The sequence below is a fragment of the Sulfurospirillum arcachonense DSM 9755 genome (genome assembly GCF_000597725.1).
GTDB lineage: Bacteria > Campylobacterota > Campylobacteria > Campylobacterales > Sulfurospirillaceae > Sulfurospirillum_A > Sulfurospirillum_A arcachonense.
Genome location: NZ_JFBL01000019.1, coordinates 27,784 through 54,733 on the forward strand (window position 1 = coordinate 27,784; position 26,950 = coordinate 54,733).

General features: G+C 30.5%; 23 protein-coding genes. 16 read left to right on the plus strand and 7 right to left on the minus strand.

Annotated features, from left to right (window positions below; genetic code table 11):
* Positions 1-9 precede the first annotated feature (9 nt).
* On the plus strand, positions 10-672 hold the full coding sequence (locus tag K354_RS0112485) for a response regulator transcription factor (RefSeq protein WP_024955830.1): 663 nt from the start codon (positions 10-12) through the stop codon (positions 670-672).
* Positions 673-730: 58 nt separating this feature from the next.
* Here the strand turns inward: K354_RS0112485 and K354_RS0112490 are convergent, their stop codons facing one another.
* On the minus strand, positions 731-1,462 hold the full coding sequence (locus tag K354_RS0112490; protein WP_024955831.1) for an IclR family transcriptional regulator: 732 nt from the start codon (positions 1,460-1,462) through the stop codon (positions 731-733).
* Between the two features lie 120 nt (positions 1,463-1,582).
* Here K354_RS0112490 and K354_RS0112495 point away from each other — a divergent pair, with 120 nt between their 5' ends.
* The 9 genes from K354_RS0112495 (at position 1,583) to K354_RS14810 (ending at position 11,730) form a co-directional block, all read left to right on the plus strand.
* The gene (locus K354_RS0112495) at positions 1,583-2,767 is read left to right on the plus strand and encodes a CaiB/BaiF CoA transferase family protein (protein ID WP_024955832.1); all 1,185 of its coding nucleotides are present in this window, start codon (positions 1,583-1,585) and stop codon (positions 2,765-2,767) included.
* A 9-nt stretch (positions 2,768-2,776) separates the two neighbouring features.
* On the plus strand, positions 2,777-3,715 hold the full coding sequence (locus tag K354_RS0112500; RefSeq protein WP_024955833.1) for a hydroxymethylglutaryl-CoA lyase: 939 nt from the start codon (positions 2,777-2,779) through the stop codon (positions 3,713-3,715).
* A 184-nt stretch (positions 3,716-3,899) separates the two neighbouring features.
* Positions 3,900-4,874, plus strand: coding sequence for a Bug family tripartite tricarboxylate transporter substrate binding protein (locus K354_RS0112505; RefSeq protein ID WP_024955834.1), 975 nt, complete (start codon positions 3,900-3,902; stop codon positions 4,872-4,874).
* 111 nt (positions 4,875-4,985) lie between these two features.
* On the plus strand, positions 4,986-5,450 hold the full coding sequence (locus tag K354_RS14370; protein ID WP_037940808.1) for a tripartite tricarboxylate transporter TctB family protein: 465 nt from the start codon (positions 4,986-4,988) through the stop codon (positions 5,448-5,450).
* Between the two features lie 10 nt (positions 5,451-5,460).
* Positions 5,461-6,972 carry a tripartite tricarboxylate transporter permease gene (locus K354_RS0112515; RefSeq protein WP_024955835.1) on the plus strand — a complete coding sequence of 504 codons (1,512 nt, stop codon included), beginning with the start codon at positions 5,461-5,463 and terminating at the stop codon, positions 6,970-6,972.
* Between the two features lies 1 nt (position 6,973).
* A complete protein-coding gene (locus tag K354_RS0112520; protein WP_024955836.1) occupies positions 6,974-7,816 on the plus strand; it encodes a universal stress protein in 843 nt (280 codons plus the stop codon).
* Between the two features lie 69 nt (positions 7,817-7,885).
* The gene (locus tag K354_RS0112525; RefSeq protein ID WP_024955837.1) at positions 7,886-8,845 is read left to right on the plus strand and encodes a tripartite tricarboxylate transporter substrate binding protein; all 960 of its coding nucleotides are present in this window, start codon (positions 7,886-7,888) and stop codon (positions 8,843-8,845) included.
* Positions 8,846-8,857: 12 nt separating this feature from the next.
* On the plus strand, positions 8,858-9,547 hold the full coding sequence (locus K354_RS0112530) for a response regulator transcription factor (RefSeq protein WP_024955838.1): 690 nt from the start codon (positions 8,858-8,860) through the stop codon (positions 9,545-9,547).
* Entirely contained in the window at positions 9,544-11,730 is a 2,187-nt protein-coding gene (locus K354_RS14810; protein WP_024955839.1) for a cache domain-containing protein, read from the plus strand. The genes K354_RS0112530 and K354_RS14810 overlap by 4 nt, the downstream gene beginning before the upstream one ends.
* 15 nt (positions 11,731-11,745) lie before the next feature.
* Here K354_RS14810 and K354_RS0112540 read toward each other — a convergent pair whose 3' ends face one another.
* From K354_RS0112540 to K354_RS0112550, 3 genes are read right to left on the minus strand one after another with little or no spacing between them, the layout of a single operon-like run.
* On the minus strand, positions 11,746-13,488 hold the full coding sequence (locus tag K354_RS0112540) for a sensor domain-containing diguanylate cyclase (protein ID WP_024955840.1): 1,743 nt from the start codon (positions 13,486-13,488) through the stop codon (positions 11,746-11,748).
* Between the two features lie 21 nt (positions 13,489-13,509).
* Positions 13,510-15,024, minus strand: coding sequence for a gamma-glutamyltransferase family protein (locus K354_RS0112545; protein WP_024955841.1), 1,515 nt, complete (start codon positions 15,022-15,024; stop codon positions 13,510-13,512).
* Positions 15,021-16,115 (minus strand): carboxylate-amine ligase, encoded by a 1,095-nt coding sequence (locus K354_RS0112550; RefSeq protein WP_024955842.1) that lies wholly within the window; start codon positions 16,113-16,115, stop codon positions 15,021-15,023. Before K354_RS0112550 ends, K354_RS0112545 begins: the two co-directional genes overlap by 4 nt.
* Before the next feature lie 61 nt (positions 16,116-16,176).
* On the opposite strand from K354_RS0112550, the gene K354_RS0112555 reads away from it, so the two are divergent.
* Together K354_RS0112555 and K354_RS0112560 are read left to right on the plus strand one after the other, a co-directional pair.
* Positions 16,177-16,437 carry a hypothetical protein gene (locus tag K354_RS0112555; protein WP_024955843.1) on the plus strand — a complete coding sequence of 87 codons (261 nt, stop codon included), beginning with the start codon at positions 16,177-16,179 and terminating at the stop codon, positions 16,435-16,437.
* A 13-nt stretch (positions 16,438-16,450) separates the two neighbouring features.
* Entirely contained in the window at positions 16,451-16,951 is a 501-nt protein-coding gene (locus K354_RS0112560) for a SixA phosphatase family protein (protein ID WP_024955844.1), read from the plus strand.
* Here the strand turns inward: K354_RS0112560 and K354_RS0112565 are convergent, their stop codons facing one another.
* Positions 16,952-17,419 carry a hypothetical protein gene (locus K354_RS0112565; protein WP_024955845.1) on the minus strand — a complete coding sequence of 156 codons (468 nt, stop codon included), beginning with the start codon at positions 17,417-17,419 and terminating at the stop codon, positions 16,952-16,954.
* A gap of 329 nt (positions 17,420-17,748) precedes the next feature.
* Here K354_RS0112565 and K354_RS0112570 point away from each other — a divergent pair, with 329 nt between their 5' ends.
* Entirely contained in the window at positions 17,749-19,008 is a 1,260-nt protein-coding gene (locus K354_RS0112570) for a DEAD/DEAH box helicase (protein WP_024955846.1), read from the plus strand.
* Between the two features lie 67 nt (positions 19,009-19,075).
* On the plus strand, positions 19,076-19,825 hold the full coding sequence (locus K354_RS0112575; protein ID WP_024955847.1) for an oxygen-binding di-iron domain-containing protein: 750 nt from the start codon (positions 19,076-19,078) through the stop codon (positions 19,823-19,825).
* Here K354_RS0112575 and K354_RS14815 read toward each other — a convergent pair.
* Both K354_RS14815 and K354_RS14820 read right to left on the minus strand, forming a co-directional pair.
* Positions 19,822-22,338: an ATP-binding protein gene (locus K354_RS14815; RefSeq protein WP_024955848.1), complete on the minus strand. Its 2,517-nt coding sequence runs from the start codon at positions 22,336-22,338 to the stop codon at positions 19,822-19,824. The genes K354_RS0112575 and K354_RS14815 overlap by 4 nt on opposite strands.
* Positions 22,316-23,806: a response regulator gene (locus tag K354_RS14820; protein ID WP_024955849.1), complete on the minus strand. Its 1,491-nt coding sequence runs from the start codon at positions 23,804-23,806 to the stop codon at positions 22,316-22,318. Before K354_RS14820 ends, K354_RS14815 begins: the two co-directional genes overlap by 23 nt.
* Before the next feature lie 199 nt (positions 23,807-24,005).
* Here K354_RS14820 and K354_RS0112590 point away from each other — a divergent pair, with 199 nt between their 5' ends.
* On the plus strand, positions 24,006-25,058 hold the full coding sequence (locus K354_RS0112590) for a tyrosine-type recombinase/integrase (protein ID WP_024955850.1): 1,053 nt from the start codon (positions 24,006-24,008) through the stop codon (positions 25,056-25,058).
* A 168-nt stretch (positions 25,059-25,226) separates the two neighbouring features.
* A partial coding sequence (locus tag K354_RS0112595; protein ID WP_024955851.1) for an aldehyde ferredoxin oxidoreductase C-terminal domain-containing protein occupies positions 25,227-26,950 on the plus strand: 1,724 nt, incomplete at its 3' end.

Consider the following 26,950-nt stretch of genomic DNA (forward strand, 5'->3'; position numbering starts at 1 on the left):
GGTTTTATTATGAAAATATTAATTTTAGAAGATAATACTAGGCTTTCAAATGTGATAGTAGATGCATTAGAGCAAAAAGGTTATCATGTAGATTTATATAATGATGGTAAAAAAGCTTTGGAATTTATAGATAATGGTTATGATTGTTTTATACTTGATATTAATGTACCAGGTGTTGATGGACTTACATTATTAAAAGAAATAAGAAGTATGGATGAAAAAACTCCAGCTATTATTATAAGTGCAAATGTAGAGTTGTCAACTATCCAAGATGCATATTTAAAGGGTTGTGATGAGTATTTAAAAAAACCTTTTTATATATATGAATTAGAAACGAAGTTAGATAAATTATGTAAAATAACTAAAGATAGTATTTTACTTTTGGATGACTACACTTATGATATTTTAAAAGGGGTATTATTTGACTCTCAAAATGTAGAAGTTAGATTAGCTAAAAAAGAGATACTTCTACTCAACCTTTTTGCCAAAAATTTAGATAAAGTTGTTAGTTTCGAACAAATTGAACTTTATGTTTGGGAAGGTGATTTAACGACAACAGAAAATATTAGAGCTTTAGTAAAAAGACTTAGAAAAAAGCTACCGCCTGAATCAATAGTTTCACAAGGTGGCATGGGATATAAGTTAGAATATAAAAAGGATAGAGATGCTTAAAAAATATTAATAGCAGCAGTTATAAGTTTCATAGTGTTTTTTATTGATTACTATGAGACTAACTCGTATATCCTAATTCTTTAGATATTTTTTCACTTATACTTTTTAAGTCTATGGCTATTTCATTTAAGATTTTTTTATCTAATCTAATAGAAGGCCCAGATAAAGATAATGTAGCAATAACTTTTTTTGTAAAGTTAAAAATAGGCACAGCCAACGCAGATACACCTACTTCTCTCTCTCCTTGGCTTACTATGTAGCCTTGTTCTCTTATTTTTTGATATTCTTGTGAAGATATATCTACATGTATATACATATCATCAACACTAGCTTGATCCAAATAAGCGAGTAAAATTCTTCCAGCAGCACCAACTTCTAATGGAAATGTAGAACCAATATCGATGACACGTCTAAGATCATGTGTTGATTCTATACGATCAATACAAAGTCTTTTATCATCATCAATGACATATAAACTGATACTTTCATTGTACTTTTTATGTAGTTGTATCATGTGCTTTCTAGCTATCATTTTAAAATCTAATCCCATTTTACCAACTGTGACAAATCCAAGTTTTGCTACCATTGAGCCAAGTTTATATTTTTTATTTTTATTGCATATGAGATATTTACGCTTTTCTAATGCCTTAATCAGTCTATGAACCGTACTAGGGGAAAGTTTAGTTAAAGCTACAATCTCTTTTAGTGTAAATTCTTGTTGTTCATCCAAGAAACATTCCAAGATATCAAATGCCCTCTCAATCGATCGTGTTGTTGTACTCTCAGTCATAAATTTCCTTTACATGTAAAGATAAAATTATAGCATAATTTCCATTAAATGGAATTTTTTATCTTGAATGATACCAAAACAAGTGATATAATTCCATAATAAGAGAAATAAAGGAAAAATATGTCTGCATTAACAGGTATAAGAGTATTGGATGTATCTACTGTAATTGCTTCCCCTTTTGCTGCTGGATTATTTGCTGATTTTGGAGCAGAGGTTATTAAAATAGAAATGCCAAAAAAAGGTGACCCTTTTCGTGGCCTTGGACCATATCATAAAGGTGAAGGAGTTAGATGGGCTTCTATGGGTAGAAACAAAAAAAGTGTTACACTTGATCTACATTTTGAAGAAGGCAAAAATATATTTTTAGAATTAGTTGCAAAAAGTGATATTATTTTTGAAAATTTTCGAGTAGGGACATTGGATAAATGGGGACTAGATATAGAAACACTTAAAAAATTCAATCCTGATATCATAGTAGTAAGAGTAACAGGATATGGGCAGAGTGGCCCATATAAGAACAAAGCTGGTTTTGGAACACCTGCAAATGCATTTTCAGGAATGACTTACATAACAGGGCATGAAGATAGACCTCCTGTTAGCCCATCTTTTTCTTTAGCAGATTATATTGCTGGGTTGTATGCTGCTATGTCGGCTATGATGGCACTGTATCATCGTGATGCACTAGGTGGAAAAGGACAAGAAGTAGATGTTAGTTTGTATGAAGGAATTTTTCGTATGCAAGAGATACTAGTAGCTGATTATACTTTAAACAGTGTCATAAGAGAGAGAAAACCTAGTCTAAGTGGTACTTCAAGCCCTGGTGGAACATTTCAAACAAAAGATGGAAAATGGATAGTATTAGTTTGTAGCACTGATAGAACTTTTGAATATCTAACAAATGCCATGAATAGAAGAGATTTATTAGAAAAGTTCACTCTCAATAAAACACGCCTAGAAAATGATGTATATATTAATGGCTTAGTTAATGACTGGGTTATGTCTTTATCTTATGAAGAATTAAAAACTATTTCAGATAAAGAAGGTGTTCCTGTAAATCTTATATATAGTATAGAAGATATCATGAATGACCCGCATTATAAAGCAAGACAAAATATTATATCCATGCCACATAAGAGTTTTGGTGAAATTCAAATGCCGGGTATTACACCAGTTTTTAGTGAAACTCCGGGTGAAGTAAAGTGGTCAGGTCCTGAATTAGGAGAGCATACAGATGAAGTTTTATCCTCTTTGCTTCATAAAACACAAGAACAAATTGCTTCTTTAAAAGAAGCAGGTATTATCTAAGGATGTAAAATGAATTTTCCTAAAACAGTAAAAATATGCGAAGTTGGACCAAGAGATGGTTTACAAAATGAAAAAAAACTCTTAAGTACAGAACAAAAAATAGAATTAGTAAATGGAGTTTTAGCTTCTGGTATCTCAAGCATAGAGATAGGTTCTTTTGTCCATCCAAAAGCTATACCGCAGATGGCAGACACTGAAAAAGTCATGCAAGCTATTGGAAAAAGAAAAAATGTAGAGTTTCGTGCACTTATTACAAATCTCAAAGGAGTTGAGCGAGCTATAGATGCTGGAGTAGATAAAGTAAAACTAACAGTATCAGCAAGTAAGTCACATAATCTTAGTAATTTTAACTGTACACCTGAGCAAAGTGTTGCAAGTTTTGATGAGTGTGTAAAAGTTGCCCTTGAAGCTGGACTTGAAGTTTCTGGAGCTATATCAACGACATTTGGCTGCCCTTTTGAAGGAAAAATTCCACTCAAACAGATAACTAAACTCATAGAATCTTTTAGAGACATAGGTATCAAAGAAATTTCACTTTCAGATACAACAGGAGTTGCCAATCCTAGACAAGTATATGACCAGCTTAATACTTTAAAAAAACACTATAAAGATGTAATATTCCACCTTCATTTTCATAATACACGTGGTCAAGCATTAGCAAATATCATTGCAGGTATGCAAGCTGGTGTAACTCATTTTGATGGTTCATTTGCTGGACTTGGTGGTTGTCCTTATGCCCCTGGTGCTTCTGGCAATATAGCAACTGAGGATATAGTTCATATGCTTGAAGATATGAATATAGACACAGGTATCAATTTAGATGCTTTGTTGTGCATTGCAAAAAAAGCACAAGAATTTGTTGGGCATGAAACAGATAGTGCAATTTTACGAGCAGGTAAATCAAGTGAACTTATTCCTAATAAACCTAAAAAACAGATAATTCTATAATCCATCGTATCTACATGTAAATCTTTTTAATGTAGATACTTATTTTACTTATATGTTACAAATCCATACAATATTATATATATCGAAAGAAAAAATAATTGATTTGACTTTTTTTTGACTTTTTTTATTTATCTTAGAAGTGAAACAAAAAAACCCTTTTATTAGGGATACATAAAGGAATCACATGAGATTTACAAAAACTGTTAAAATGATGGCAGCTTCATGTTTAGTGGTAGCAGGTATGGCAGGTTCAGCAATAGCAGCGGAGGTTGATTCAATTCACTTTCTAATCCCTGGTGGTGCTGGTGGAGGCTGGGATGGTACAGCTCGTGGTACTGGTGAAGCTCTTACAAAATCAAAACTTGTTGGTAGAGCAAGTTATGAAAATATGTCTGGTGGAGGTGGTGGTAAAGCAATTGGTTACTTAATCGAAAATGCAAAATCAAACGAAGATACTTTAATGGTAAACTCAACTCCAATTATTATTCGTTCACTTGTTGGGCGTTTTCCATATAATTTCCGTGATCTTACAATGATTTCAGGTACTATTGGTGATTATGCAGCATTTGTTGTGAGTAAAAATAGTCCTATTAAGTCATTTAAAGATTTCGTAGCTGCATTCAAAAAGAATCCAAGAAAAATGGCGATTGGTGGTGGCTCAGTTCCAGGTGGTATGGATCATTTAGTAGCAGCAATGGCAATGGAAGCAGCTGGTGAAGATCCAACAAAAGTAAAGTATATTCCTTATGATGCAGGTGGTAAAGCAATGGCTTCATTACTTTCTGGTGAAATTCAACTTCTTTCAACTGGCTTTAGTGAAGCAGTTGGGCTTGCAAAAGCAGGTGAAGTAAGAGTTATTGCAATGACGGGTGCTAAAAGAAATGATGCATTAAAAGATGCTCCAACTTTAATTGAACAAGGTGTTAATGCTGAGTTTGTTAACTGGAGAGGTTTCTTTGGTGCTCCTGGTCTTCCAGCAGAAAAAGCTGATGCTTACCGTAAAGTAATTGAAAAAATGTATGACACACCTGAATGGGAAGTCGTTCGTAAGCGTAATGGTTGGGTAAATATTCATAATTCAGGTAAAGATTTTGAAGCATTCCTTACAAAACAAGAAACAAAAATTAAAAGTATGATGAAAAAACTTGGATTTTTATAATCTATATTATAACCACTTTGCATATAATGCAAAGTGGTTTATCTTTATATATTTCTAAGATAATTTATATTGCTTTAAAAGTATATAATCTTAAATTAAAAAGGATTCTACATGAACCTCGATAAAGTGATAGCCCTTATATTTATGGTTATCTCTATTGTTTACGGCTACACAGCTTATAACTTTCAGCTCTTGCCATTTGAGCGAAATATGCCATTTTTACCAAATACTATGCCAATGGCTATTAGTGTATTAGGTGTTTTAATTTCACTTGTTATTCTCATTAGTAAGTCAGATATGGATGATGATGAAGGTGAAGGAATGAGTATTAAACGACTCAAGTATTATAAAACTGGCCAAGCTGGAGCAATTTTAGCTACAATGGTTATCTACGCACTCATGCTTCGTGGAGTTGGTTTTATCCCTTCAACAATTTTTTTCTTATTTGGGTCAAGTTGGATCTTAGGTGAAAGAAAAATTTTCAAAATGGCTATTGTTTCGGTACTTGGTACCGTTCCAATTTGGTATTTAGTGCAAGAGGTTTTAGGTATCTACTTAAAACCTCTGCCATGGTAAGGAGTAAAAAATGTTTGAAGGTGTAATGCTAGGATTAGAAACAGCTTTCACGCTACAAAATCTTATGCTTGTAATTTTTGGTTGTCTTATCGGTACATTTATTGGAATGCTTCCGGGTCTTGGGCCCATGTCTATCATCGCTATTATGATTCCAGTTGCAATAACTCTCGGTGATCCTTCTTCTGCAATTATTTTACTTGCTGGTGTTTATTATGGTGCAATTTTTGGTGGATCAACATCATCCATTCTTATCAATGCTCCAGGTGTTGCAGGTACGGTTGCCACCTCTTTTGATGGCTACCCAATGGCACGAAAAGGACAAGCAGGGAAAGCTCTTACTATTGCTGCTGTTTCTTCTTTTTCTGGTGGTACTATAGGTGCAATTTTACTCTTTATGTTTGCTCCAGCTCTCTCTTCAGTTGCACTTCTTTTTCACTCTGCAGAATATTTTGCATTGATGGTTTTAGGCTTAACTGCTATTGCTGCATTTGCTGGTAAAGGACAAGTAGGGAAAGCTCTTCTTATGACTATTGCTGGTGTTATGTTAGCTACAGTTGGCGAATCAGCACTCTTTAATGCACCACGCTTTACTGGGGGTATTCAAGACTTACAATCAGGTATGAGCTTTATTACCTTAGCAATGGCACTATTTGCTTTACCTGAAGCACTCTATCTTATTTTTGATCCTAAAAAGAGTGAAACAGGAAACAGCGCTGAATCGATTAAAAATTTACGTATAACAAAAGATGAAGCCAAAAAAATAGCACCCGTAATTGCACGTCAGTCTATTCAAGGCTTTCTTATAGGTGTCATGCCAGGAGCTGGTGCTACTCTTGCTTCATTCTTAGGATATGGTGTTGAGAGAAATATTGCCAAAGGCGAAGATCAAGCTGAGTTTGGTAAGGGTTCTATTAAAGGACTTGCTGCTCCAGAAACTGCAAATAATGCAGCGTGTACAGGATCATTTGTGCCACTTTTAACACTTGGTATTCCAGGTTCTGGTACAACAGCAATTCTTTTAGGTGCTCTTATAGCACTCAATGTTACACCTGGTCCAAGATTGATGATTGATAATCCAGCTATATTTTGGTCTGTTATCATCTCTATGTATTTTGGAAATGTGATTTTGTTGATTCTTAACTTACCACTGATTCCATATATTGCTAAGTTATTAACAATACCAAGAAATTATCTGATTCCATTTGTTCTTTTCTTTACTATGATTGGTGCGTATATTGGTCAAAATAATGCAACTGAATTAATAATTCTTGTTGCACTTGGTATCCTTGCGACAATCTTTAAATTTGCAAAGTATCCTCTGGCCCCATTGCTTATAGGATTTATTTTAGGCGGGATGCTCGAAAATAACTTTGCAAGATCAGTCAATATAACAGATGACATCAGCTTTATGTGGGAAAGACCAATGACATTAGGTTTACTTATTGTAGCAGTCCTAATGGTTATTATACCTATGTATCGTCAATCAAAAGCTAGAAAAGCTGCAGCAAAGAAAGAGGCTTAAAATGCAATATAAAAAACTTTTTTATCCAGTTGCTGGAGGAGATGAGCTTAAAGAAAGACTTTATGGAGCACTGAGCATTGTAAAATATTTTAAGTGCCATCTAGAGGTAATGAAGTCAACCCCTGGTATAAAAGGCTATAATCATCTTATGATGCCAGAGAATATTGTTGATGACATTGATGCTGCTATTGTAACTAAATATGCCGAAGAAAATAAAAACTTCAAAAATACTATTGAAGAAATTGCCAAAGAAATTGATGTCGCTATCACTGATAAAAAGCTTGAAGAAAAAGGTTCTATAGAGTTACTATACAAAAGTGGTAGTCGTAGTGTTATGGCAGCACAAGAATCAAAGTATGCTGATTGTGTTATTATAGCTGCACCACCAAATGGAAACTCAACAGCAACTTTTGAAGCTGTAGTTATGCATAGTGGAAAACCTGTACTTATGTTTCCGCGTGTCATGAGAAGTTTTAGCACAAAATCTGTTCTCATAGGATGGGATAATTCACCTGAAGTTTCTAAAGCACTAACACTTTCTATCCCTATTTTGCAAGAAGCAGAGCGTGTACATATTGTTACTGCTGAACAGTATGTACCAAATTTAAAAGAGTTAGAACGACTTCAAGACTATCTACGTTCTTATGATATAGAAACAACGACAGGAATGATTACTACAACACTTTTTGCAGGAGAAGCAATACTTGATGCTGCTAAAAAAGGAAATTTTGATCTTATCGTTGCAGGAGCCTATAGACCTAATGGCTTAAAAGAGCTAATGTTTGGTGCTTTAACCAAATACTTGTTGACGCATACGCATATTCCAGTTTTTATGGCAAACTAATTAAATAAACCCAAATTACTCCTGTATTTTGGGTTTACATAATTATAAGAAATCTACTATAATATTCTTATGAAATATTTTATCGCCCAATTTATTACTCTTATTTTTTTATGTACATGTAATCTCTATGCTAAACCAATGCAACATATTCATTTTCTTATCCCCGGAGGGAGAGATGGTGGATGGGATATTACGGCAAGGGGTGTAGGTGAAGTGCTCACTAAATCTGGACTTTTAAAGAGTGTATCTTATGAAAACATGTCAGGTGGAGGTGGAAGTAAAGCAATCAGTTATTTGATTGAAACGGCCAATACTCAAAAGAATACTTTAATGATAAATTCAACACCAATTGTTATTCGCTCTTTACAAAAAAATTTTCCAGAATCCTTTCGTGATTTGACACTCATTGCTTCTATTATTACAGATTATCAAGTTCTTGCTGTAAGACACGATTCTTCCTTAAACACATGGGATGATATTCTTTTAGCTTATAAAACTAACCCAAAGGGGCTCAAAATTGGTGGTGGATCACGAAGAGGAGGATTAGATCATTTAGTTGCTGCACAAATAATTAAAGCAGCAGGAGCCGATCCAAAACATATACGATATATTCCACATGATGCAGGGGGAAGAGCTCTTGCAGGATTACTAAGTGGAGAAGTAGATGTACTATCTACTGGTTTTGGTGAGGTATTTCAAAAGTATCAAAGTGGTGAAGTAAATATCATTGGGGTAACGGCCTCTTTACCAGTGAAAGAAGCACCTATGATTCCAACATTTAAATCATTTGGCGTTAATATGAGCTTTGTAAACTGGAGAGGATTTTTTGGAGCACCTGGACTTAATCCAAAAAAAGTTATTAAAATGCGCAATACATTTAAAAGTATGTTGTCCACTCCTGAGTGGGAGAGTGTTCGAACCACAAATGGCTGGTCTAATCTCTATAAACCTGGAGTAGAGTTAAAGACTTTACTCATCAATCAAGAAAAAACTATTAGTTCTGTTATGAGAGAGCTTGGATTTTTATGATGAAGGATAAATATGAATATTTATAAAGCTTTCGCTCATTTTAGACTTCTTTATGTTGAAGATGATTCAGGTGTGCGTGAAGTAAACCTGCGCTTTTTAAATCGTATGTTTCATACTGTATATTCTGCTACTAATGGAGAAAACGGATATGCTCAGTATCTCAAATATAAACCTGATATCATCATCACTGATCTTAAAATGCCTATTCTTGATGGTATTGGTATGGTTAAACGCATCAGAGAAAGTGATAATAAAACAAAAATTATCATTACCACTGCTTTTACTGATGAAGAGCAACTTATCAATGCGGTAGAACTTAATATTGTTCGTTATGTAGTCAAACCACTCAATCAGAGAAATTTACTTCCTGCTCTTGAAAAAGCTATTAAAGAGTTAGGTCAAAGAAAAAAGATTGCTATTTCTAGTAATGTTTATTTGGATATTGAGCGTAATGTACTATTTTTTCATGAGAAAGAGTATCATTTAACTAAAAAAGAGTTCCTCTTTTTAGAACTCTTGGGTAATAATACAAACCGTACAATTAGCTACTCCGAGATTGAGAGTTATATTTGGGATGAAGAACCTATGAGTATGAAATCTTTGCGTACCATGGTAGGAAGTATCCGTAAAAGGTTTCACTTAGAAGAACTTATTCGTAATGTTTCTGGTCTTGGATATATTTTGAGATTAAATAATCTATGAATTTTGAAGAAGGAGGAATCAAGCGGCTAGTTCTTGTTAGCTCTACTGTAGTTATCGTTACTATTACCATTGTTGTTAGCTTTTTTCTTATAACAACGGAGAACAATAACTTTCAAGAAGAAGTAAAACGAATTGAAAAGGACCTTACTGCAAGTAGAATACGCAAAGTTGAAAACCGTTTGCAAGGCCTTCTTAGTGAAATTACTTTTGATCAATCTTTAATGAGGGAGCTTAAATTAAACGAAGTTAAAAACTTTGTACGCACCTTACAAATAAGCCTCTTAGGGAGCATTACTAAAACTAGTACATCTACTATTCGTCAAATTTTACAATCACATGATGAAATGGATTCTATTCATGGATTTGCTTTTAAGGATGATGGTACCTTGTTTTGGAGTCCTAAAAGTTCCGAATCAGAAGGTTCTAATTTTCTAGATGCTCAAGATATTCATGATAACTTTTATATAAAAGAGATGATTCATATCGCAAAATCAGGACAAGATATCCCAACTAGTTTTTCTTGGTACACTCCAGGAGAAACATCTATTTCTACTAATACTGCCTATGTTCGTTACTTACCTAAGTTAAAGCTTATTGTAGGAGCATATCGTTCTGAATCTTCTATAAATGAGTGGATACAAGAAACTATTTTAGAAAAAATAAGTAGACATGTTTTTTGGAAAGAATCTCTTTTTTTTATAGACTTTTTAGAAAGTTACACTATGCAAGGTGACTTTTCAAAAACTATACTTAGCCTTGGAAATCCACAATATATAAAAGTACTTAAAGAACAAAATACACAAAAACAGATAGGTCAATCTTTTTTAGATAATGGGTATTCAGGTTTACATGTAAACACTTTTACTCATAAATCTGAACATTATCTTCTTTACACTACAATTCTTCCTAAATGGCGCTGGATAATAGGTCTTGGAGAAAATCTTAAAGAATTAACAGCTATCAAAGAAGCACAACTCTCACGCGCTAAAATTAATCGTGATGTTAAAATCATTCAACTTGGTGCATTGTCCTTTGGTATTGCACTTATTTTCTTTATTTTATCAATCTTCTTAGCTAGAAGTATTGAAAAACTATTACTTAATTACAGACAACGAGCTGATACAGAATCTGATAAATATCAAGCTCTCTATCAACACAGTAATGATTCATTTTTACTTGCAAATGAGGAAGGCTTAAAAATAATTGAAGGAAATCCAAAAGCACTTAGTTTAACTTCTCTTAATGAAGATGAACTTAAAGCCACTTCTTTAGAGTCTTTTTTCCCAAATCTTAATTTTGAAAAAATAAAAAATAAAAAATCAGGTTATGAGCGTACAGAATTTACAAATCATAAAAATGGTAAAAAAACGGTAGAGTTTACTTTTGTATGGATATTCCTTCAAAATCAAAGAGTTGTATTTATCTCGATAAGAGATATTACGGAAAGAATGAAGCTAGTGGCTGAACGCCGACAGCAAGAGCAATTACTCATTCAGCAATCTAAGATGGCAGCTATGGGTGAAATGATAGGTAATATTGCTCATCAATGGCGTCAACCACTTAGTCAACTGTCTAGTCTTTTTATGGATATAGATTCTGCATATACTTTTGGTGAACTTAATAAAAAGTATATAATTAACACTGTTAATGAAGCAAATGATACTATTGAATTTATGTCAAAAACGATTGATGATTTTAAAGATTTTTATAATCCTAATGCTCAAAGAGAGAAATTCTCTCTCTTTGAGAGTATAGATAACGCCTTTAAAATTATACATTCATCCCTAGAATATAACAATATTAAAGTCACTTTTGATATTGATAAAGCTTTATATATAGATGGTTTTGCAAATGAATTTTCTCAAGTTATATTAAATATATTTTCAAACTCAAAAGATGCAGCTCTCCAAAGAGAGATTAAAAAACCTACGATAAAAGTATTTGCCCAGAAGCATAAAAATGAAATATCTTTACATGTAGAGGATAATTGTGGGGGAATAGATGAGAAAATAATTGATAAAATTTTTGAGCCATACTTTACTACAAAATTTCACTATGGCACTGGTATTGGACTTTATATGTCAAAAATTATTGTAGAAAACAAAATGAATGGAAAAATTATTGCTAAAAATTTACCTAACGCTCATGCTAAATTTATAATTATTTTATATAATAAAGCATAAAATAAGAGTTACATCCTAGCTGCTTAAAGTATTTCTACCACTTGCTTTTGATTTATATAATAGATTATCTAACCTTTTAAATAAATCTTCATGTTTCTCATTTTTTTGATGTTGTACTAAACCTATACTAATCGTAACTTTTTTTTCTATTCTAAACTTGTGTTTTTCGATACATCGTCTCATTCTTTGAGCAATAATATTTGCATCATTTAAAGTTGTATTAGGTAGTATGATGATAAATTCTTCTCCACCATATCGTCCCAATAAATCAATTTCTCTGAGTGATTTTTGAATTACTTTGGTCATATCAATAAGGACCTCATCTCCTATATCATGACCATATGTATCATTTACACTTTTAAAATGATCTATATCATACATTAAGATACAAAGAGGTAATTCAGACTTATTGGCTTTGTCAATCTCTTTTATTAAGATTTGCATTATTGAATATCTATTGTGAACTTTTGTCAAAGCATCAGTTGTTGCTAAAACTTCTAATGACTTTTTATGTTTTTCAAGTTCTATTGTTCTATTTTGAACTTTATGTTCTAATGTTGTATTCAGTTCTTTTAATTCTTTGGTTTTATCTATTATATTATTTTGATAATTTAAAAAACGAGTTTTAATATACCTTGAAATAAAATAAGAAACAATGAGTGAAATTAAAATAGCTATAACACCTATAAATATACTGTATTGTATCTTTAAATTATAATCATCACGTAATTTATTAATCTCTTTCTCTGTTATATTCTTTATAGATGAAGCATAAAAACCACTTCCAATTATCCAATTTGTATTTGGTATTTTACTAATATAACTCAGCTTTTTCTCTAATTTTTTTGTTTGATTGTTTTTCCATTTGTATAAAATAAAAGTTTCATTTTTATATTGTAGGCTTTTAATAAATTTTGCATATGTATCTTTTAAAAATTTGTTATCCAAATCGTGAACATTAGTGTTAAGAAGTTTTTTATTAATAGGGTTTAGTAAGGTTTCTCCTTGTGTATTTATGATAAATAGGTAACCATTGGTATTTAAACTAATTTTTTCTATAGATTTTAATAGTTCTTTATTACTTTTTTTAGTAGCAGTATCTAAATATTCAGCTGAGCCCATATACCAATCATAGTGTCCAAAAGATTTAACAAAAGCAATTTGTTTGTAACTTTTTTTTGTTATATCATTTGGTTTAGTAAATGTATCAGTCAGAAAACCTTGACCTTTAGTTTTACATAATTGAATCTCTTCTTTTATGATATATCTACCTGATGAATCTTTAAAATTTAGTATCGAAGAGCCTTCTAAATGTCTAAGGTATTTGGGTGCTAACTCAAATATTCCATTGTAATCAAGTATCCATATAAAGCTTTCTTGGTTATTCCATTGAAGAGGTCTGAGTGTTGTTATAATAAGTTGTTTAATTTCATCTGGTGTTTTAACATCTTTATATTGTTCGTAAAGTACAGTAGATATTTTATGAGCTGTTAAAACTCTATCTTCTATTCTGTCTTTTAGTTTTTTTAATATAATAGAATTTTTATGGTTAATTAAATCTACCATACTATGAACTTTATCTTTTACAGACTCTTTTTGAGTATTTATAAAGTTATTTTCAACATTTTTTACCATATTATTTAAATTATTGTTTAAAGAGCCAATAATAGTGAATATTACTAAACCCATACAAAGAGGGATAGTTATGAGTGGTAATAGGGTTATTAGTTTTAATATTTTATTTTCATGCTTTTCCACTAGATTTTCTCCTGCGGCATTTTAGCATAAATTAATTACACTTGCACCACGTCTAGGATCAGCACCTCCTTTAAATTTTCTACTTACTGCTTGAACCCCACCAAAAAATAAGTTAAGTTCATCAAACTCATTGAGTTTATACTCTTTTTTAATAGTTTCATTCATCTTTACATGTAAAGAAGGCTCACAATAAATTTCACCTCTTTCATAATGAATTCTAGGAGCACTTATAGCTTCTTGTGGAGTCATTTTAAAATGAGTATAGTTGAGTATAGTTTGTAGAACAGCACTTCTTATGCGGTTACTTCCCGCACTTCCAAGTATGAGTTCAGGTTTACCATTTTTCATAAGAGCAGTAGGAGCCATCATAGAAGGGAGTCGTATACCACTTGGCCATGAGAAAAAACCATGAGGGTTTAAATCTTCTTCCCCAAGCATATTGTTTAGCATAATACCAGTTTCAGGGATGACATGACCGCAAGCTTCACCATTGGTAGTTGTTACACTAGCAGTATTACCATCTTTATCTATCACACTTATATGAGTAGTATTTCCCCACATATTGAGTCTACTATTCATACTAAGATTAAAGTTTTTTATGAGTTTCTCATGAGATAAAATTTCTTCAAGATGATTTTTATGGATAAATTCATCTACATGTTCTCTTCTAAAATCACCAGTGATTTTTTGTGCTTCTATAAGTTTTTCTAAGTAATTAGAGTTTAAATTTTGGTTTTCTAATAACATTAAAGAAAAAGCGATTAATATTCCACCAGAAGAGGGAGGAGGGTTAGTATATACATCATAATCTTTATATTTAAAGTGAATTGGTTCTCTCTTTTTTACTTCATAAGTTTGTAATGCTTCTTTTGTTATAAGTCCATCGTTGTTTTTACAAAGAGTATCAATATTTTGAGCGATTGTACCGTTATAAAATATATCAGCACCTTTTTGGGCAAATTCTTCTAAAAAGTTTGCATATTGAGGATTTTTAAATAGTATTGTTTCATCTATGAGTTGTCCATTGTGAGAGTATAAATCCATTGAGCTTTTTGTTGAAGTAAAAATGGGTGTGAGAAGCTTAACAAAACTAGCTTGTCTTTGTGAAAGATATATACCATCTGTAGCATATTTTTTAGCAGGTTGGATGAGGGTTTCCATAGGTAGGCTTGCATGATCTAAATATATTTGCCAAATACCTTTTACCATACCAGGAATTGCTGCACTTCCACATCCTATATGAAACTCTTGAATGGTAGTTTTAAAATCAACATAAATTGGAAAAAACTCAGGTTCATCAATCCTTTTTTTGGGAACATCAACAAAAAAATCATATATATGAGGAGTTTTCCCAACTTCACAGCATTGCATAAAACCACCACCACCAAGACTTGTAAATATTGGTTCACAAATAGGGGCTGCTAACATACAAGCAAGTGCTGCATCGTAGGCATTACCACCTTGTCTTAGTATCCACTCTCCTGCTTTTGCCGTGTTTTCATCACCAGCACTTACGACACCTTTTATATTATTCATATTAAAATTCCTAGTTTCTCGACTTCTTGTAAATCTTTTGTTTTTGCAAAAATATCTTGTTGTATTTGTGCTTGTACTTTTTTGTGGACTCTATTTTTTAGCCTAGTTATAAACTCATCTTTTATATTTAGTTTCTCAAATACTTTCTCTTCTTGCATTTGATCAATTAACTCCAAAATATATTCTTTAATACTTTTACATGTAAAGGAATTATTTTGGTAATTTCCTTCTAATCCATGTCTTGTAGCATTCCATTTGTTTTGCTTTAAGATTTGATGGGGGAGTTTCTCTATCTTTTGATTTAAAGCATAAAAACATAAGGCTTGATAAAAATTGATTAAATCTTCAAGCCTTTGAAAATCATTATTAGCATCACATATCCTAATTTCAAGTGTATGAAACTTAGGACTTATTCTTAAATCCCACCATAAATCACTTGCTGAGTCTATTATGCCTGCTTTCTTAAGGTTACTATACATGTTAGTTATATCCTCAAAGCTATCAAAATACTCAGGAACACCTGCACGAGGAAGTTGGTTAAAAAGTTGTGTTCTATAAGATAATAAACCAGTATCTTGTCCATCAAAAAAAGGAGAATTAGCACTTAGTGCTAAAAAAAGAGGTAATTTATCTAGCATATAATTATATACATGTAAAGCTTCATCACTACTACTTAATCCTATATGTATATGAAACCCACATATGTGAAATTTTTTGAGTAATAAACCATATTCTTTTGAAAACTTTTTGTATCTTTTATTTTTTACAGCATCTAAAAAATCTATTTTATAAGAGTGTGCACCAGAAGTAGCGAGTATAAAGTCTTGTTCTTTCCCTAGTTTTGAAACTACTTGTATATACTGTTGTAAATAATTTGTGATTTCAAAGGCACAAGTACAAACAGGAGAGACAAACTCTAACATGCATTCTAAAAATTCTTGTTGCACATTGTTTTTTAAATCATGCGGAACCAATGGCATAATTTTTGATGAAATTTCTTTAAGTGTATAATCGTGAGCATCTTGAATTCTCACTTCTAATTCAGAACCTACTGTAAATGCTTTTTTATTTGACCATTTCTTAAAGTTCATCTTCTTTCCTTAATAGTTAAGTAAAAATATTGTAACATAAAGAAAAAAAATTGGGAATACGATGGAATTGCAGTTTGAGTATAAAATACTAGATGAAAAAATTAATAAAGAAGAATTTTTTGAAAAAGAGGGCAATTTACCTTTTGATGGAGATTCTAAAATACAAATGGAAGTAATGATGCAAGAAATTTGCGATAAACTTGCTTTGAAAGATGAATATTTAATCAAAAAGCTAGAAGTAACACTCAAATATGATTTACCATTTTTTGCTGCAAATAGAAGACTGGCAAAAAACTGGATATTAGAAAATTTTATATTTTAGGAGAACATTGTAAATGAAAACCATTTATCTTATTCGTCATGCAAAATCTAGTTGGAATGAAATAGGAATTAGTGATTTTGAAAGACCGTTGAATAAAAGAGGTAAAAGAGATTTACCATATATGGCAGATAGACTAAAAAAATTTAAAATAAAGCCTGATTTAATCCTTTCAAGTCCTGCAAAAAGGGCACAAAAAACAGCCAAAGTTATAGCTGAAACTATTGGCTATGATAAAGATGAAATCTCTTATAAAGAGTCACTTTATGAAAGTTCTTACACCACATATAGATATTTATTAGATTCTCTTAGTGATGATTTAAATTCTATTTTTATAGTAGCGCATAATCCTACTTTAACAGATGTTGGAGAGAGATTAAGTGGAGCAATATTAACAAATATTCCAACTTGTTCTATAGTTTGCATAGAGTTTGATGTAGAAAGTTTTCAAGATATAAAAGAAGAGAGTGGTAAAATTATGTTTTTTGATTATCCTAAAAAACATAATATAGAATAATTATTTAGTTTTAAAGATAAAAACTCCTGCTTCATCTCCCAAAACTACTTCCGCTCTCCAAATCATATTTCCTACTATACATGTAGGAAGGGTTGTTGTAGCTGTGTAGAGGTTTTGAGAAACTTTTTTCATTTTTAAATCATAATATCCCATATTCATATTTGTAGCAAATATATGTAAGTCTAATGTTTCTTTTAAAATATTGTCTTGTGTTGTAAGTTCAAAAATTAGTGGTTTCATGAGTGGAATAGATTTTGGTTTTATATCAAAACTAATTTTACCATAAGAGGGTAAAGTAGCACTACAAGAGTTTACATGTAAATCACAGTTTTCAGGTTGCTCATAAAATTTGATATCATTTTTAAAATAAGAACTTATAGTGGTATGATCAACCAACAGATACAATGCAATACACAAAACGGCTACTATTTCTAAAGAGAGTATTATAAAGAATTTTTTATTTTTCATACATGATTTTATACTAATATTGTTTAGAATATATTAAATTAGCGCTCAAACAACAAAGTAATAAAAATATTATAAATTATAATTAATTTAATAATTAAAGTACTTAATTTATATTAAAGGAATATAATAACTTATAGTGGTTCAGGTATTGTGGATAGTAGTATGTGTAACCTCCTTTTGATAGTAAAAAGGGGAATTTACGTTTCCCTTTTTACCTTTTTGAATAAATTACGCTATAATCATCTCCCATTTGAACAATCTAACCTTTTAAAAATTTTCTTTGAACTTGGTAATTGTCAACAGGATTCAATAAAAAAAGGTTAATTAATATGTCATTTACAAAACTTGGTTTATCAAAACCACTTTTACAAGCAATACAAGAGCAAGGTTATACAGAGCCAACGCCAATACAAAAACAAGCAATACCAATTATTTTATCAAAAAAAGATGTACTAGCAGGTGCTCAAACAGGTACGGGTAAAACAGCTGGTTTTACACTTCCTTTACTAGAACTTTTAGGAGAACATGCTCAATCAAAAGGAAAACATCCCGTTCGTGCACTTATCTTAACTCCTACAAGAGAGTTAGCAACCCAAGTACATGAAAGTGTTCTTACTTATGGAAAACATCTTCCTTATAAATCAACTGTTGTTTTTGGAGGAGTTGGAATCAATCCTCAAATAGGAAACTTTAGAAGAGGGGTAGATATAGTAGTAGCAACTCCAGGAAGACTACTTGATCATATTGGAAGAAAAACAGTTAATTTATCAAAAGTGGAGTTTCTTATATTAGATGAAGCAGATAGAATGCTTGATATGGGTTTTATTAATGATATTAAAAAAATCTTAGCACTCTTACCTAAAAACAGACAAAATTTACTATTTTCTGCAACATTTTCAGATGATATAAAAAAATTAGCAGATAGTTTATTAAATAAACCAGCTCTTATAGAAGTAGCGCGTAGAAATACGGCTTCTGAGTTAGTAGAACAATTAGTTCATCCTGTTGATAAAGATAAGAAAAGGGCTCTTTTATCGAAGTTAATCAAAAAAGGTGATTGGAAACAAGTATTGGTTTTTACTAGAACAAAACATGGCGCTAATAAGCTCAGTGAGCAATTAGCAAAAGATGGTATAACTTCTGCTGCAATTCATGGAAATAAAAGTCAAGGAGCAAGAACAAAAGCACTAGCAAACTTTAAAGCTGGTAGCATAAGAGTTTTAGTTGCAACTGATATTGCTGCTCGTGGGATTGATATCGACCAACTGCCTCATGTCATTAATTTTGAGTTACCTAATGTTTCAGAAGATTATGTTCACCGTATAGGAAGAACTGGTCGTGCAGGAAGTGAAGGTGTAGCTATCTCTTTGGTATGTGTTGATGAGCTTCAATATTTAAAAGATATAGAAAAACTTATCAAAAGAAAAATACCACAAGAGAGAATTGAAGGATTTGAGCCAGACCCAACAATCAAACCAGAACCAATAAAGAAAAAATCAAACTCAAGAAATCGTCCAAGAAATAAAAAGCCAGATGCAAGACCAACTACTTCTCGTAGTTCAGTATCAAGATCAAGTAGAAGTAGATAATACATTTAGGGAGTAAAATCCCTTTTAATATGAGAATATTCATAATATTTGAATAAAAAGGATTACAATGGAAACTGAAGCAGTTATCTATGATGATGGTGTTCACAAGTGTGTAATGTTTAATTTCGATGATGAAGAGTATGAAAATCAATATTTAGCAGTTAAACAATATCTTATAATACATCAAAATACCGGTATTTTAATTGACCCAGGAAGTAAAGGTGTTTTTGATGAGCTTTATAAGGCAATTCAAAAGTATATTCCCATAGAAAATATCAAGTTCATAACTTTTTCTCACCAAGACCCAGATGTTGCAGGAGCTATATCTGAATGGACTATTGCAACACAAGCAAAAATTTTATTACCAAATTTATGGACTAGGTTTATGACCCATTATGGTGTTTTGGATATGAGTAGAATACATGCCGTTCCCAACAAAGGTACAAAAATAAAATTTGGTGAAAACTATATTTATATTATTCCCGCTCATTTCTTACATAGTCCTGGTAATTTTTCGCTTTATGATAGTCGTTCTAAAATACTTTTTAGTGGTGATATAGGTACTAATATATCACATTATAATGAAGAAGATAAAACAGATTTTGAATCAATAAAAAGTGATATACAAGGTTTTCATGAGAGATATATGGCAGGCAATAAATTTTGTAAAGCATGGGTTAATAAAGTAAGAGAAGAAGAGGTCGCTATAATAGCTCCTCAACATGGTATATTATACAAAGAAGATAATGTTAATAAATTTTTAAATTGGTTTGAAAATTTACAATGTGGTGGAGACTTAATGGATAAGCTGTACTAATTTTTTAGTATAGATACAGTAAAAATTGCACCTTCGTTAGAATTTTTTACTGTGAGATTACCATGTAAATGTTCATTAGCTATTTTTTTACTCATATACAAGCCTAAACCTGTTCCATTGTGTTCATCTTTCGTTGTGAAATATGCTTCAAAGACTCTATCTAAAATATCACTTGGAATCCCACCAGCATTATCTTCTACATCTATGTAGATGTATTCATCATCTTCAGTAGTATATATTTTTATAAATTTTTCTTTCACTTTTTTCTCAACTAATACTTCTTTAGCATTTTTTATTAAATTTAATAATATTTGTAAAATTTCATTTGGATAAGTATTTATTTGAGATGTTTGAAAATACATGGTTGATAGAACAACATTATTGTTTGAAAGTGTACCTTGCATAAGTTTTATGGCATCATCAATAACATTTTCTATATTTACTAAAGATTTTTCTTTATCTTCTTTAAAAAATGTTCTAAAATCTTCTATTGTATTTGAAAGAAAAGCAGTTTGTTCTAAAATACCATTGCACTCTAGCTTTAAGTCATTTTTATTAATGCTATCGATTTCAACATCTAGTAGCATATTGTTTACACCCATTGCAATACTAGCTATCGGTTGTCTCCATTGGTGAGCAATCATACTTATCATTTCACCCATTGCTGCATGTTTGGATTGAGCAAGCATTAACTTTTCTTGTTCTTTTATTTTTTCTCTATTTTCTTGCATTTCAGAATCATCAACATAAATTCCTACAACACGATGAGGAATATCCAATTGATTATAAATTGCCTGCCCTCGAAATGAAGCGTAAATATAATGTCCATCTTTATGTTTCAATCTATGGTTGTTTGCAAAATATGACGTTTTTTTATTAAAATTATTTTCTAAATCTTCCATGACTTTTCTCTTATCATCTGGATGAATCCTTTTATGCCACTCTTCAAGAGAATCTGAAATTTCATCCTCTTCATAACCTAGTATTTTTTTCCAAATCTTGGAATAATAAACTTTATCTGTCATCATATCCCAATCCCAAAGACCAAGATTAGCCCCTTGTTCTGCAAATTGATTTCTTTTGATTATATATTTATAATCAAGTGTGAGCTTTTCTATATCTGTAATGTCTGAGAATATAGCGATATAGATATTGTTTTTACTATACGTAAATTTTATTGCATGAACTAAAAAAGTGTGAATTTTACCATCTTTTTTCATAAGTACTTTATGGATTTTGTTTGGATTTTTTATAATATAGTTTATCCATACAGTTCCCTCCATCTTTTTTTGGATATAACCATCTTTTTTTATAAAAAACTCGCAGATACAATTATATTTCTCTTTAAATTTTTCTATAGATTTAAATGATACAAATTCCAAAGAAGATTTGTTCATACTTAAAATTTCATTCCCTGTTGTTGTTATTACAAAATTGGGTGTAGCATCTTTTATAGTATTGATGTATTCTTTTTCTTTTCTTTCATAATCAATTATTTTAGAAAAAAAATCTTCTAAAGTATTAACAAGATATTTAAAAAGATATTTTGTTAATAGTATTATAAATAAAAGAAGTATAAGTAAAATAAATATAGAGGTAATGACAATTTTCTTTTCTTGTTCAAGTAAGCTTGAAATATCTTTATAAAATAATAATTTAGATGTTGAATCTAATTTATAATCAAAAATATTTACAGTTGTATAAAAAATCATTTCATTATTGAAAAATTTTAGAAGAGATGATTGAAAGTCGTAATCATTTGGAATATTTTTTAAGATTTGAATTTCTTTTTTGTTAATTATAAAAGGGATACTATATTTCGATAGTTCTAAGTTGTAATTATATGTATATTTATATTTTTTTAAATCTTGATTTCTAATTAATAAATAACCTTTTACACCCATATCTTCTTCAATATGAGAAAGTATATAATCAAGACTTATACTAATTTCAATCGCTCCTAAATAGTTGTTTTTTTCATTATAAATAGGTTTAATGATTTTATAATCAAAATCATAAGCAGTTGTTTCAAATCCTTTATATGTCATATATAGTGAATTGTTTTTATGCATATCTTTTATTATATTTCTTGTAGTAAGATCTTTTGAGTTATTATTTGGTTCTTTCATACTTAAAAATAATTTACCATCAGCTGTATGAAACCGTATATCAGTAACATCAGGATTTCTTGCTTTTGTAAAGTTCCATTCATTTAACATACTTGTTAATAGTTTTTCTTTATTTTTTTCATAAAAATATTTACCGACATTTTTATTTGTAACTATTTTTTCCAATGTTGTTTTATATTCATGTGTAAGGTCAAAAATTAATGCATAAACAGTATCTTTAATATGAGTATTTAAAGTATTAGTGTAGTCAGTAGTTTTTTCTGTTACTATAAAATAGAGTATACAGCTTAAGGCTATTAATAAGGCTAAAAAGAGCAGTAACATATTGTTACGCAGTTTTCTTTTTATTTTATTTAATATATTATGATAGTTTTTTTCGTTCATCAACTGTTTCTCTATCAACATGCTTAAACTCTCGAATAAGTTCTAATTGTCTATTTGATATATATTCTGTCAATGTTTTTATAATATCATCTGATATATCAAGTAAAAAGATAATATCAGTGTATTTAGCATGTTCATCAATACGGGCAATTTTTGAATCACAGTTAATAAATAATTTTTGTTCGTGATTTTGTAAAACAATATCAACTTTTAATCTTCTATCTACTCTCATTGTATCAGAAGAAGAGGGTATTCTGATTCTTACAGCTTTAATTGAGAGGTCTTTAATCTCTCCATTGAATCTTACGTCATTATATAAAAACCCAGCTTTATGATTTTTATCAGGCTGCACTCTTACATATTTTCTTGAAAGAGGTGTATAGTTTTGAAAAGAATACTGTTTTGCCGTAATAGTTTGTTCATTGCGGTTAATATTTACAATTTCTTCGCAAAATATATCCTTAGGCATAATTTTAGAACTTAAGAAAAAAAACTTTTGATTTTGTACTGCCATCTGTTGAACATAAGTAGTTTTAACTTTAATAAAATCTTTATTGATATCTAATATTTCAGCTTCATTCGTTATAGATAAGCCTTTATAAAAATTATGTATTTTAACTTTAGATTTATTGTTTTTTACAGTATGAAGTAATTCTATAAGTTTTGAACTACTTATAGGAGTGTTTTCTTTAAATTTTCCTAATAAATTTAGTTCTGTTACGTCTGAAAAAGAGAATATGATACAATTTTCTTTTTCAGGAATTGATTTGACTTTTAAAATAAAATGATGAAATTTACCATCTTTTTGCATTTTGACATTGTAGAGAGAATTTATATTATTTTTAATTTCATCATATATGTTATTACCATATAAAAAATTATCTTGCTCTAAAAAGTATCCACTGAGTGTTTTATTCTTTTCCAAAAGCTCTTCTATTTTGTTAATATTGAAAAATTTTAAAAAATTATAATTGGCTATAGTAGGTATGTTATTTTCAAGAAAAACCAAAAGATTATCTTGATGATTAAATATATCTTTTATATTATTGTTGAAAATTTCTATTTTTTCTCTGTTTTGTAATTCTGTAATACATTCAGTAAGCACTTGAGTGATTTCTTCAATGTTAAAAGGTTTATTTACATATCTATATATTCCAACTTCTATAGACTTCATAAGGTATTCTTTATCATCAAAAGCACTTGTTACTATGATTTTAACATCATCTGTAATACTTTTAATTTTTTTAGACATTTGCATACCATCTAATTTTGGCATTCTAATATCTGTTACAACAATATCAGGTTTATGTTTTTCATATAGTAACAAACCTTCTTCACCATTTGTTCCTACATAAATTTCAGTAAAAAATTTTTTAAAAAAACGCTCAGCCTTTTCTCTAAGTCCATCATTGTCTTCAACATAGAGTAAAGAAAAATCTTTTGCATTGTCCAATAAAAACTGATACATAATACTAGCCTAAAAAATATGATATATATCATTGTACTAAATATAATATTAATAAAAAATATGTTCATTTATATTATAAAATTATTTTTATTTGATGTATATATCTTACACTATATTTAGTTTGGAAATTATAGTTTCCAATACTAAAATAAGTTTAATTATGCTATGCTTATCTAATGAATTAACTAAAGGCATTTAAATGAAATATCCATTAGATTGTGAAGAAAACTTTAGTAAAACATTTTTGTTTTGGCTAACAAGATTTATTAGAAGTAAAATAACAAGTTTGTCAAATAGGCAAGTAAAAGATAAAGATAGACTTGCTCAATTAATAAAACAATTAATTATAGGATTTGATTCGATTGTAGAGTTAAAAAAAGTTATTAAAGAAGTCAGAAATATTGGCATAAATAGTATTCATGTCTATTATGTTCCTCTTGAAAAATTATATACTTTTCTAAATAGTTATGGTGCTGCTTCTATGAAAGAAATTGATGAAGAATTGTTAAGTGATTTTCTCGCTTCGCAAACAAGCAATTTATCAGATGCTACTAAAAAAAACTATCGTATAGCTATAATAACATTTTTTAGTTACATTGATAAACAAAATGAACAAAGTAATGGTAATGCTTATAGGTATGGTATTGAACTAAAAAACTGGGGTGGTTTATCTGGAAAAAGTGGTCAAAAATTACCTTCTTATATGCATAAAGAAGAAGTCAATCGATTTATAAAAGCCATAGATACATATGTATTTGGTGAAAAAATAGCTGATAGAAATAGACTGATTATAAAAATTATTTTATATACAGGTATTAGAGTTGGAGAAGCTTTAAATATAGAGATAAAAGATTTGGTTAAAGATGGAGATACTTATATTATTCAAGTTAGAGGTAAAGGCAATAAGCCACGAATTGTGATGATAAAAGAGTCTATTATTAAAACAAATTTGGATAATTGGTTAAATATGAGGGTATGTAACCAAAACCTACTTTTTTGTAATCAAAAAGGCAATATTCTGACCCAAGCTTATATAAGTAGGATAGTTGAAAAGATATTGCTTAGTGTTAGTATTAGAAAAGAAAAAAATGGTGCTCATATGCTAAGACATACATTTGCTACCCTACTCTATCAAAATAGTAAAGATCTTATATTAGTACAAGAATCGTTAGGCCATGCTGATATTAATACTTCTAGAATTTATACACATTTTGATAAAGATAGGCTAAAAAAAACCACAGATATTTTTTAATTTTCTGAAGAAATTATCTTAATAATCATAAAATTAATTAGCTTTTTTATATAAAAGTGTGTAAAAAAAGATATGCGTTTTTTGCATATTTTCTTTTTAGCGATTTTAATAAAAATTTAATAGTAATAGACTTATGATGAGTGAAGATAACGACATAAGGAGATTAAAATGGCAGATAAAATTTATCGTGTAAACATGAATGAATTAAGTTTTAAGATAGAAGAAGTTCCTTCACAATGGATGGGACTTGGAGGAAGAGGCTTTACTTCTACAGTAGTAGCAGAAGAAGTTGATCCAGAATGCCACCCTCTTGGACCAAATAATAAACTTGTTTTTGCACCAGGTTTACTCTCAGGTACAAGTGCAGCAAACTCAGGAAGAAATTCCTGTGGAGCAAAGAGCCCTCTTACAGGTGGTATCAAAGAGAGTAATGTCGGTGGGACAACTGCAGGGATTATGTCAAAGCTAGGAGTAAAAGCACTTATTATTGAAGGTATTCCACAAGATACTAGTAAGTTTTATCAACTACACATTACTAAAGATAATGTAGATTTTATTGAAGTACCTGAACTCGTAGGAAAAGATAATTATTATGTACTAGATGCTATGCTTGAAAAGTATAATAAGAAAGTAGCTGTGATGAGTATCGCTCGTCCAGGTGAAATGCAAATGCTAACATCAAATATATCAGTAAAAGATCCACAAGGTAAACTAAGAAGCCATGGACGTGGTGGACTTGGTGCTGTTATGGGTTCTAAAAAAATCAAATGTATAACTATTGATTCTGAAAAGTATAAAGAAGTAACGATTGCAGATCCTGAGAAGTTTAAAGAAGCAAGTAAAGTGTTTACTAAAGCACTTCAAGAAAATCCTATCAGTGGTGAAGGATTACCAGCATTTGGAACAAATGTACTTGTAAATATACTTAATGAAGCTGGAGGATTACCAACAAGAAACTTTAGAGAAGGTTCTTGGGAACATGCAGAGAATATCTGTGGTGAAACAATGGCAGAAAATATTAAAGAACGTGGTGGAAAAACAACTCATGGTTGTCATGCAGGCTGTGTAATCCAATGTTCTCAAGTATATAATGATAAAGAAGGAAAATACCTGACATCAGGATTTGAATATGAAACTATTTGGGCACTAGGAGCAAATCTTGGTATCGAAGATTTAGATCAAATAGCAAAAATTGATGGCTTGATGGATGATTTAGGATTAGATTCAATCGAAACAAGTGTTTGTTTAGGTTTAGCAGTAGATGCTGGAATCTTAGAATATGGTGATGGTGAGAAAGCATATCAGCTTCTTGCAGATGAGTTAGCAAATGGAACACCACTTGGTAGAATTATAGGAAGTGGAACACATGTATTGGGAAAAATATATGGACTAGTAAGAGTTCCAACTGTAAAAGGACAAGGTATACCAGCATATGATCCAAGAAGTGTAAAAGGACAAGGTGTAACTTATGTTACAACTCCAATGGGAGCTGATCATACAGCAGGATATGCAGTTGCTACAAATATTCTAAATAGTGGTGGATATGTAGATCCTCTTAAAAAAGAGGGACAAGTAGAACTTGCAAGAAATCTTCAAATAGCAAGTGCAGCAGTTGATAGTACAGGTATGTGTATATTTGTAGCCTTCCCTGCCCTTGATGACCCAAAATGTTTACCAGCACTTATAGATATGATAAATGCTAGATTTGGAGCAAGCCTTACTGGTGATGATGTAGTAAATCTTGGTTCAACTATTCTAAAAACAGAACATGCATTTAATCAAAAAGCTGGTTTTACTAGTGCAGACGATAGAATGCCAGAGTTTATGAAGTACGAAGCACTTCCTCCTCATAATGCTACTTGGGATTTTACAAATGAAGAAATTGATGAGTT

What these genes read in the sequence shown, in the direction of transcription:
- K354_RS0112485 (WP_024955830.1), top strand. Translation starts at nt 10, where the DNA reads ATGAAAATATTAATTTTAGAAGATAATACTAGGCTTTCAAATGTGATA.
- K354_RS0112490 (WP_024955831.1), bottom strand. Translation starts at nt 1,462, where the DNA reads ATGACTGAGAGTACAACAACACGATCGATTGAGAGGGCATTTGATATC.
- K354_RS0112495 (WP_024955832.1), top strand. Translation starts at nt 1,583, where the DNA reads ATGTCTGCATTAACAGGTATAAGAGTATTGGATGTATCTACTGTAATT.
- K354_RS0112500 (WP_024955833.1), top strand. Translation starts at nt 2,777, where the DNA reads ATGAATTTTCCTAAAACAGTAAAAATATGCGAAGTTGGACCAAGAGAT.
- K354_RS0112505 (WP_024955834.1), top strand. Translation starts at nt 3,900, where the DNA reads ATGAGATTTACAAAAACTGTTAAAATGATGGCAGCTTCATGTTTAGTG.
- K354_RS14370 (WP_037940808.1), top strand. Translation starts at nt 4,986, where the DNA reads ATGAACCTCGATAAAGTGATAGCCCTTATATTTATGGTTATCTCTATT.
- K354_RS0112515 (WP_024955835.1), top strand. Translation starts at nt 5,461, where the DNA reads ATGTTTGAAGGTGTAATGCTAGGATTAGAAACAGCTTTCACGCTACAA.
- K354_RS0112520 (WP_024955836.1), top strand. Translation starts at nt 6,974, where the DNA reads ATGCAATATAAAAAACTTTTTTATCCAGTTGCTGGAGGAGATGAGCTT.
- K354_RS0112525 (WP_024955837.1), top strand. Translation starts at nt 7,886, where the DNA reads ATGAAATATTTTATCGCCCAATTTATTACTCTTATTTTTTTATGTACA.
- K354_RS0112530 (WP_024955838.1), top strand. Translation starts at nt 8,858, where the DNA reads ATGAATATTTATAAAGCTTTCGCTCATTTTAGACTTCTTTATGTTGAA.
- K354_RS14810 (WP_024955839.1), top strand. Translation starts at nt 9,544, where the DNA reads ATGAATTTTGAAGAAGGAGGAATCAAGCGGCTAGTTCTTGTTAGCTCT.
- K354_RS0112545 (WP_024955841.1), bottom strand. Translation starts at nt 15,024, where the DNA reads ATGAATAATATAAAAGGTGTCGTAAGTGCTGGTGATGAAAACACGGCA.
- K354_RS0112550 (WP_024955842.1), bottom strand. Translation starts at nt 16,115, where the DNA reads ATGAACTTTAAGAAATGGTCAAATAAAAAAGCATTTACAGTAGGTTCT.
- K354_RS0112555 (WP_024955843.1), top strand. Translation starts at nt 16,177, where the DNA reads ATGGAATTGCAGTTTGAGTATAAAATACTAGATGAAAAAATTAATAAA.
- K354_RS0112560 (WP_024955844.1), top strand. Translation starts at nt 16,451, where the DNA reads ATGAAAACCATTTATCTTATTCGTCATGCAAAATCTAGTTGGAATGAA.
- K354_RS0112565 (WP_024955845.1), bottom strand. Translation starts at nt 17,419, where the DNA reads ATGAAAAATAAAAAATTCTTTATAATACTCTCTTTAGAAATAGTAGCC.
- K354_RS0112570 (WP_024955846.1), top strand. Translation starts at nt 17,749, where the DNA reads ATGTCATTTACAAAACTTGGTTTATCAAAACCACTTTTACAAGCAATA.
- K354_RS0112575 (WP_024955847.1), top strand. Translation starts at nt 19,076, where the DNA reads ATGGAAACTGAAGCAGTTATCTATGATGATGGTGTTCACAAGTGTGTA.
- K354_RS14815 (WP_024955848.1), bottom strand. Translation starts at nt 22,338, where the DNA reads ATGAACGAAAAAAACTATCATAATATATTAAATAAAATAAAAAGAAAA.
- K354_RS14820 (WP_024955849.1), bottom strand. Translation starts at nt 23,806, where the DNA reads ATGTATCAGTTTTTATTGGACAATGCAAAAGATTTTTCTTTACTCTAT.
- K354_RS0112590 (WP_024955850.1), top strand. Translation starts at nt 24,006, where the DNA reads ATGAAATATCCATTAGATTGTGAAGAAAACTTTAGTAAAACATTTTTG.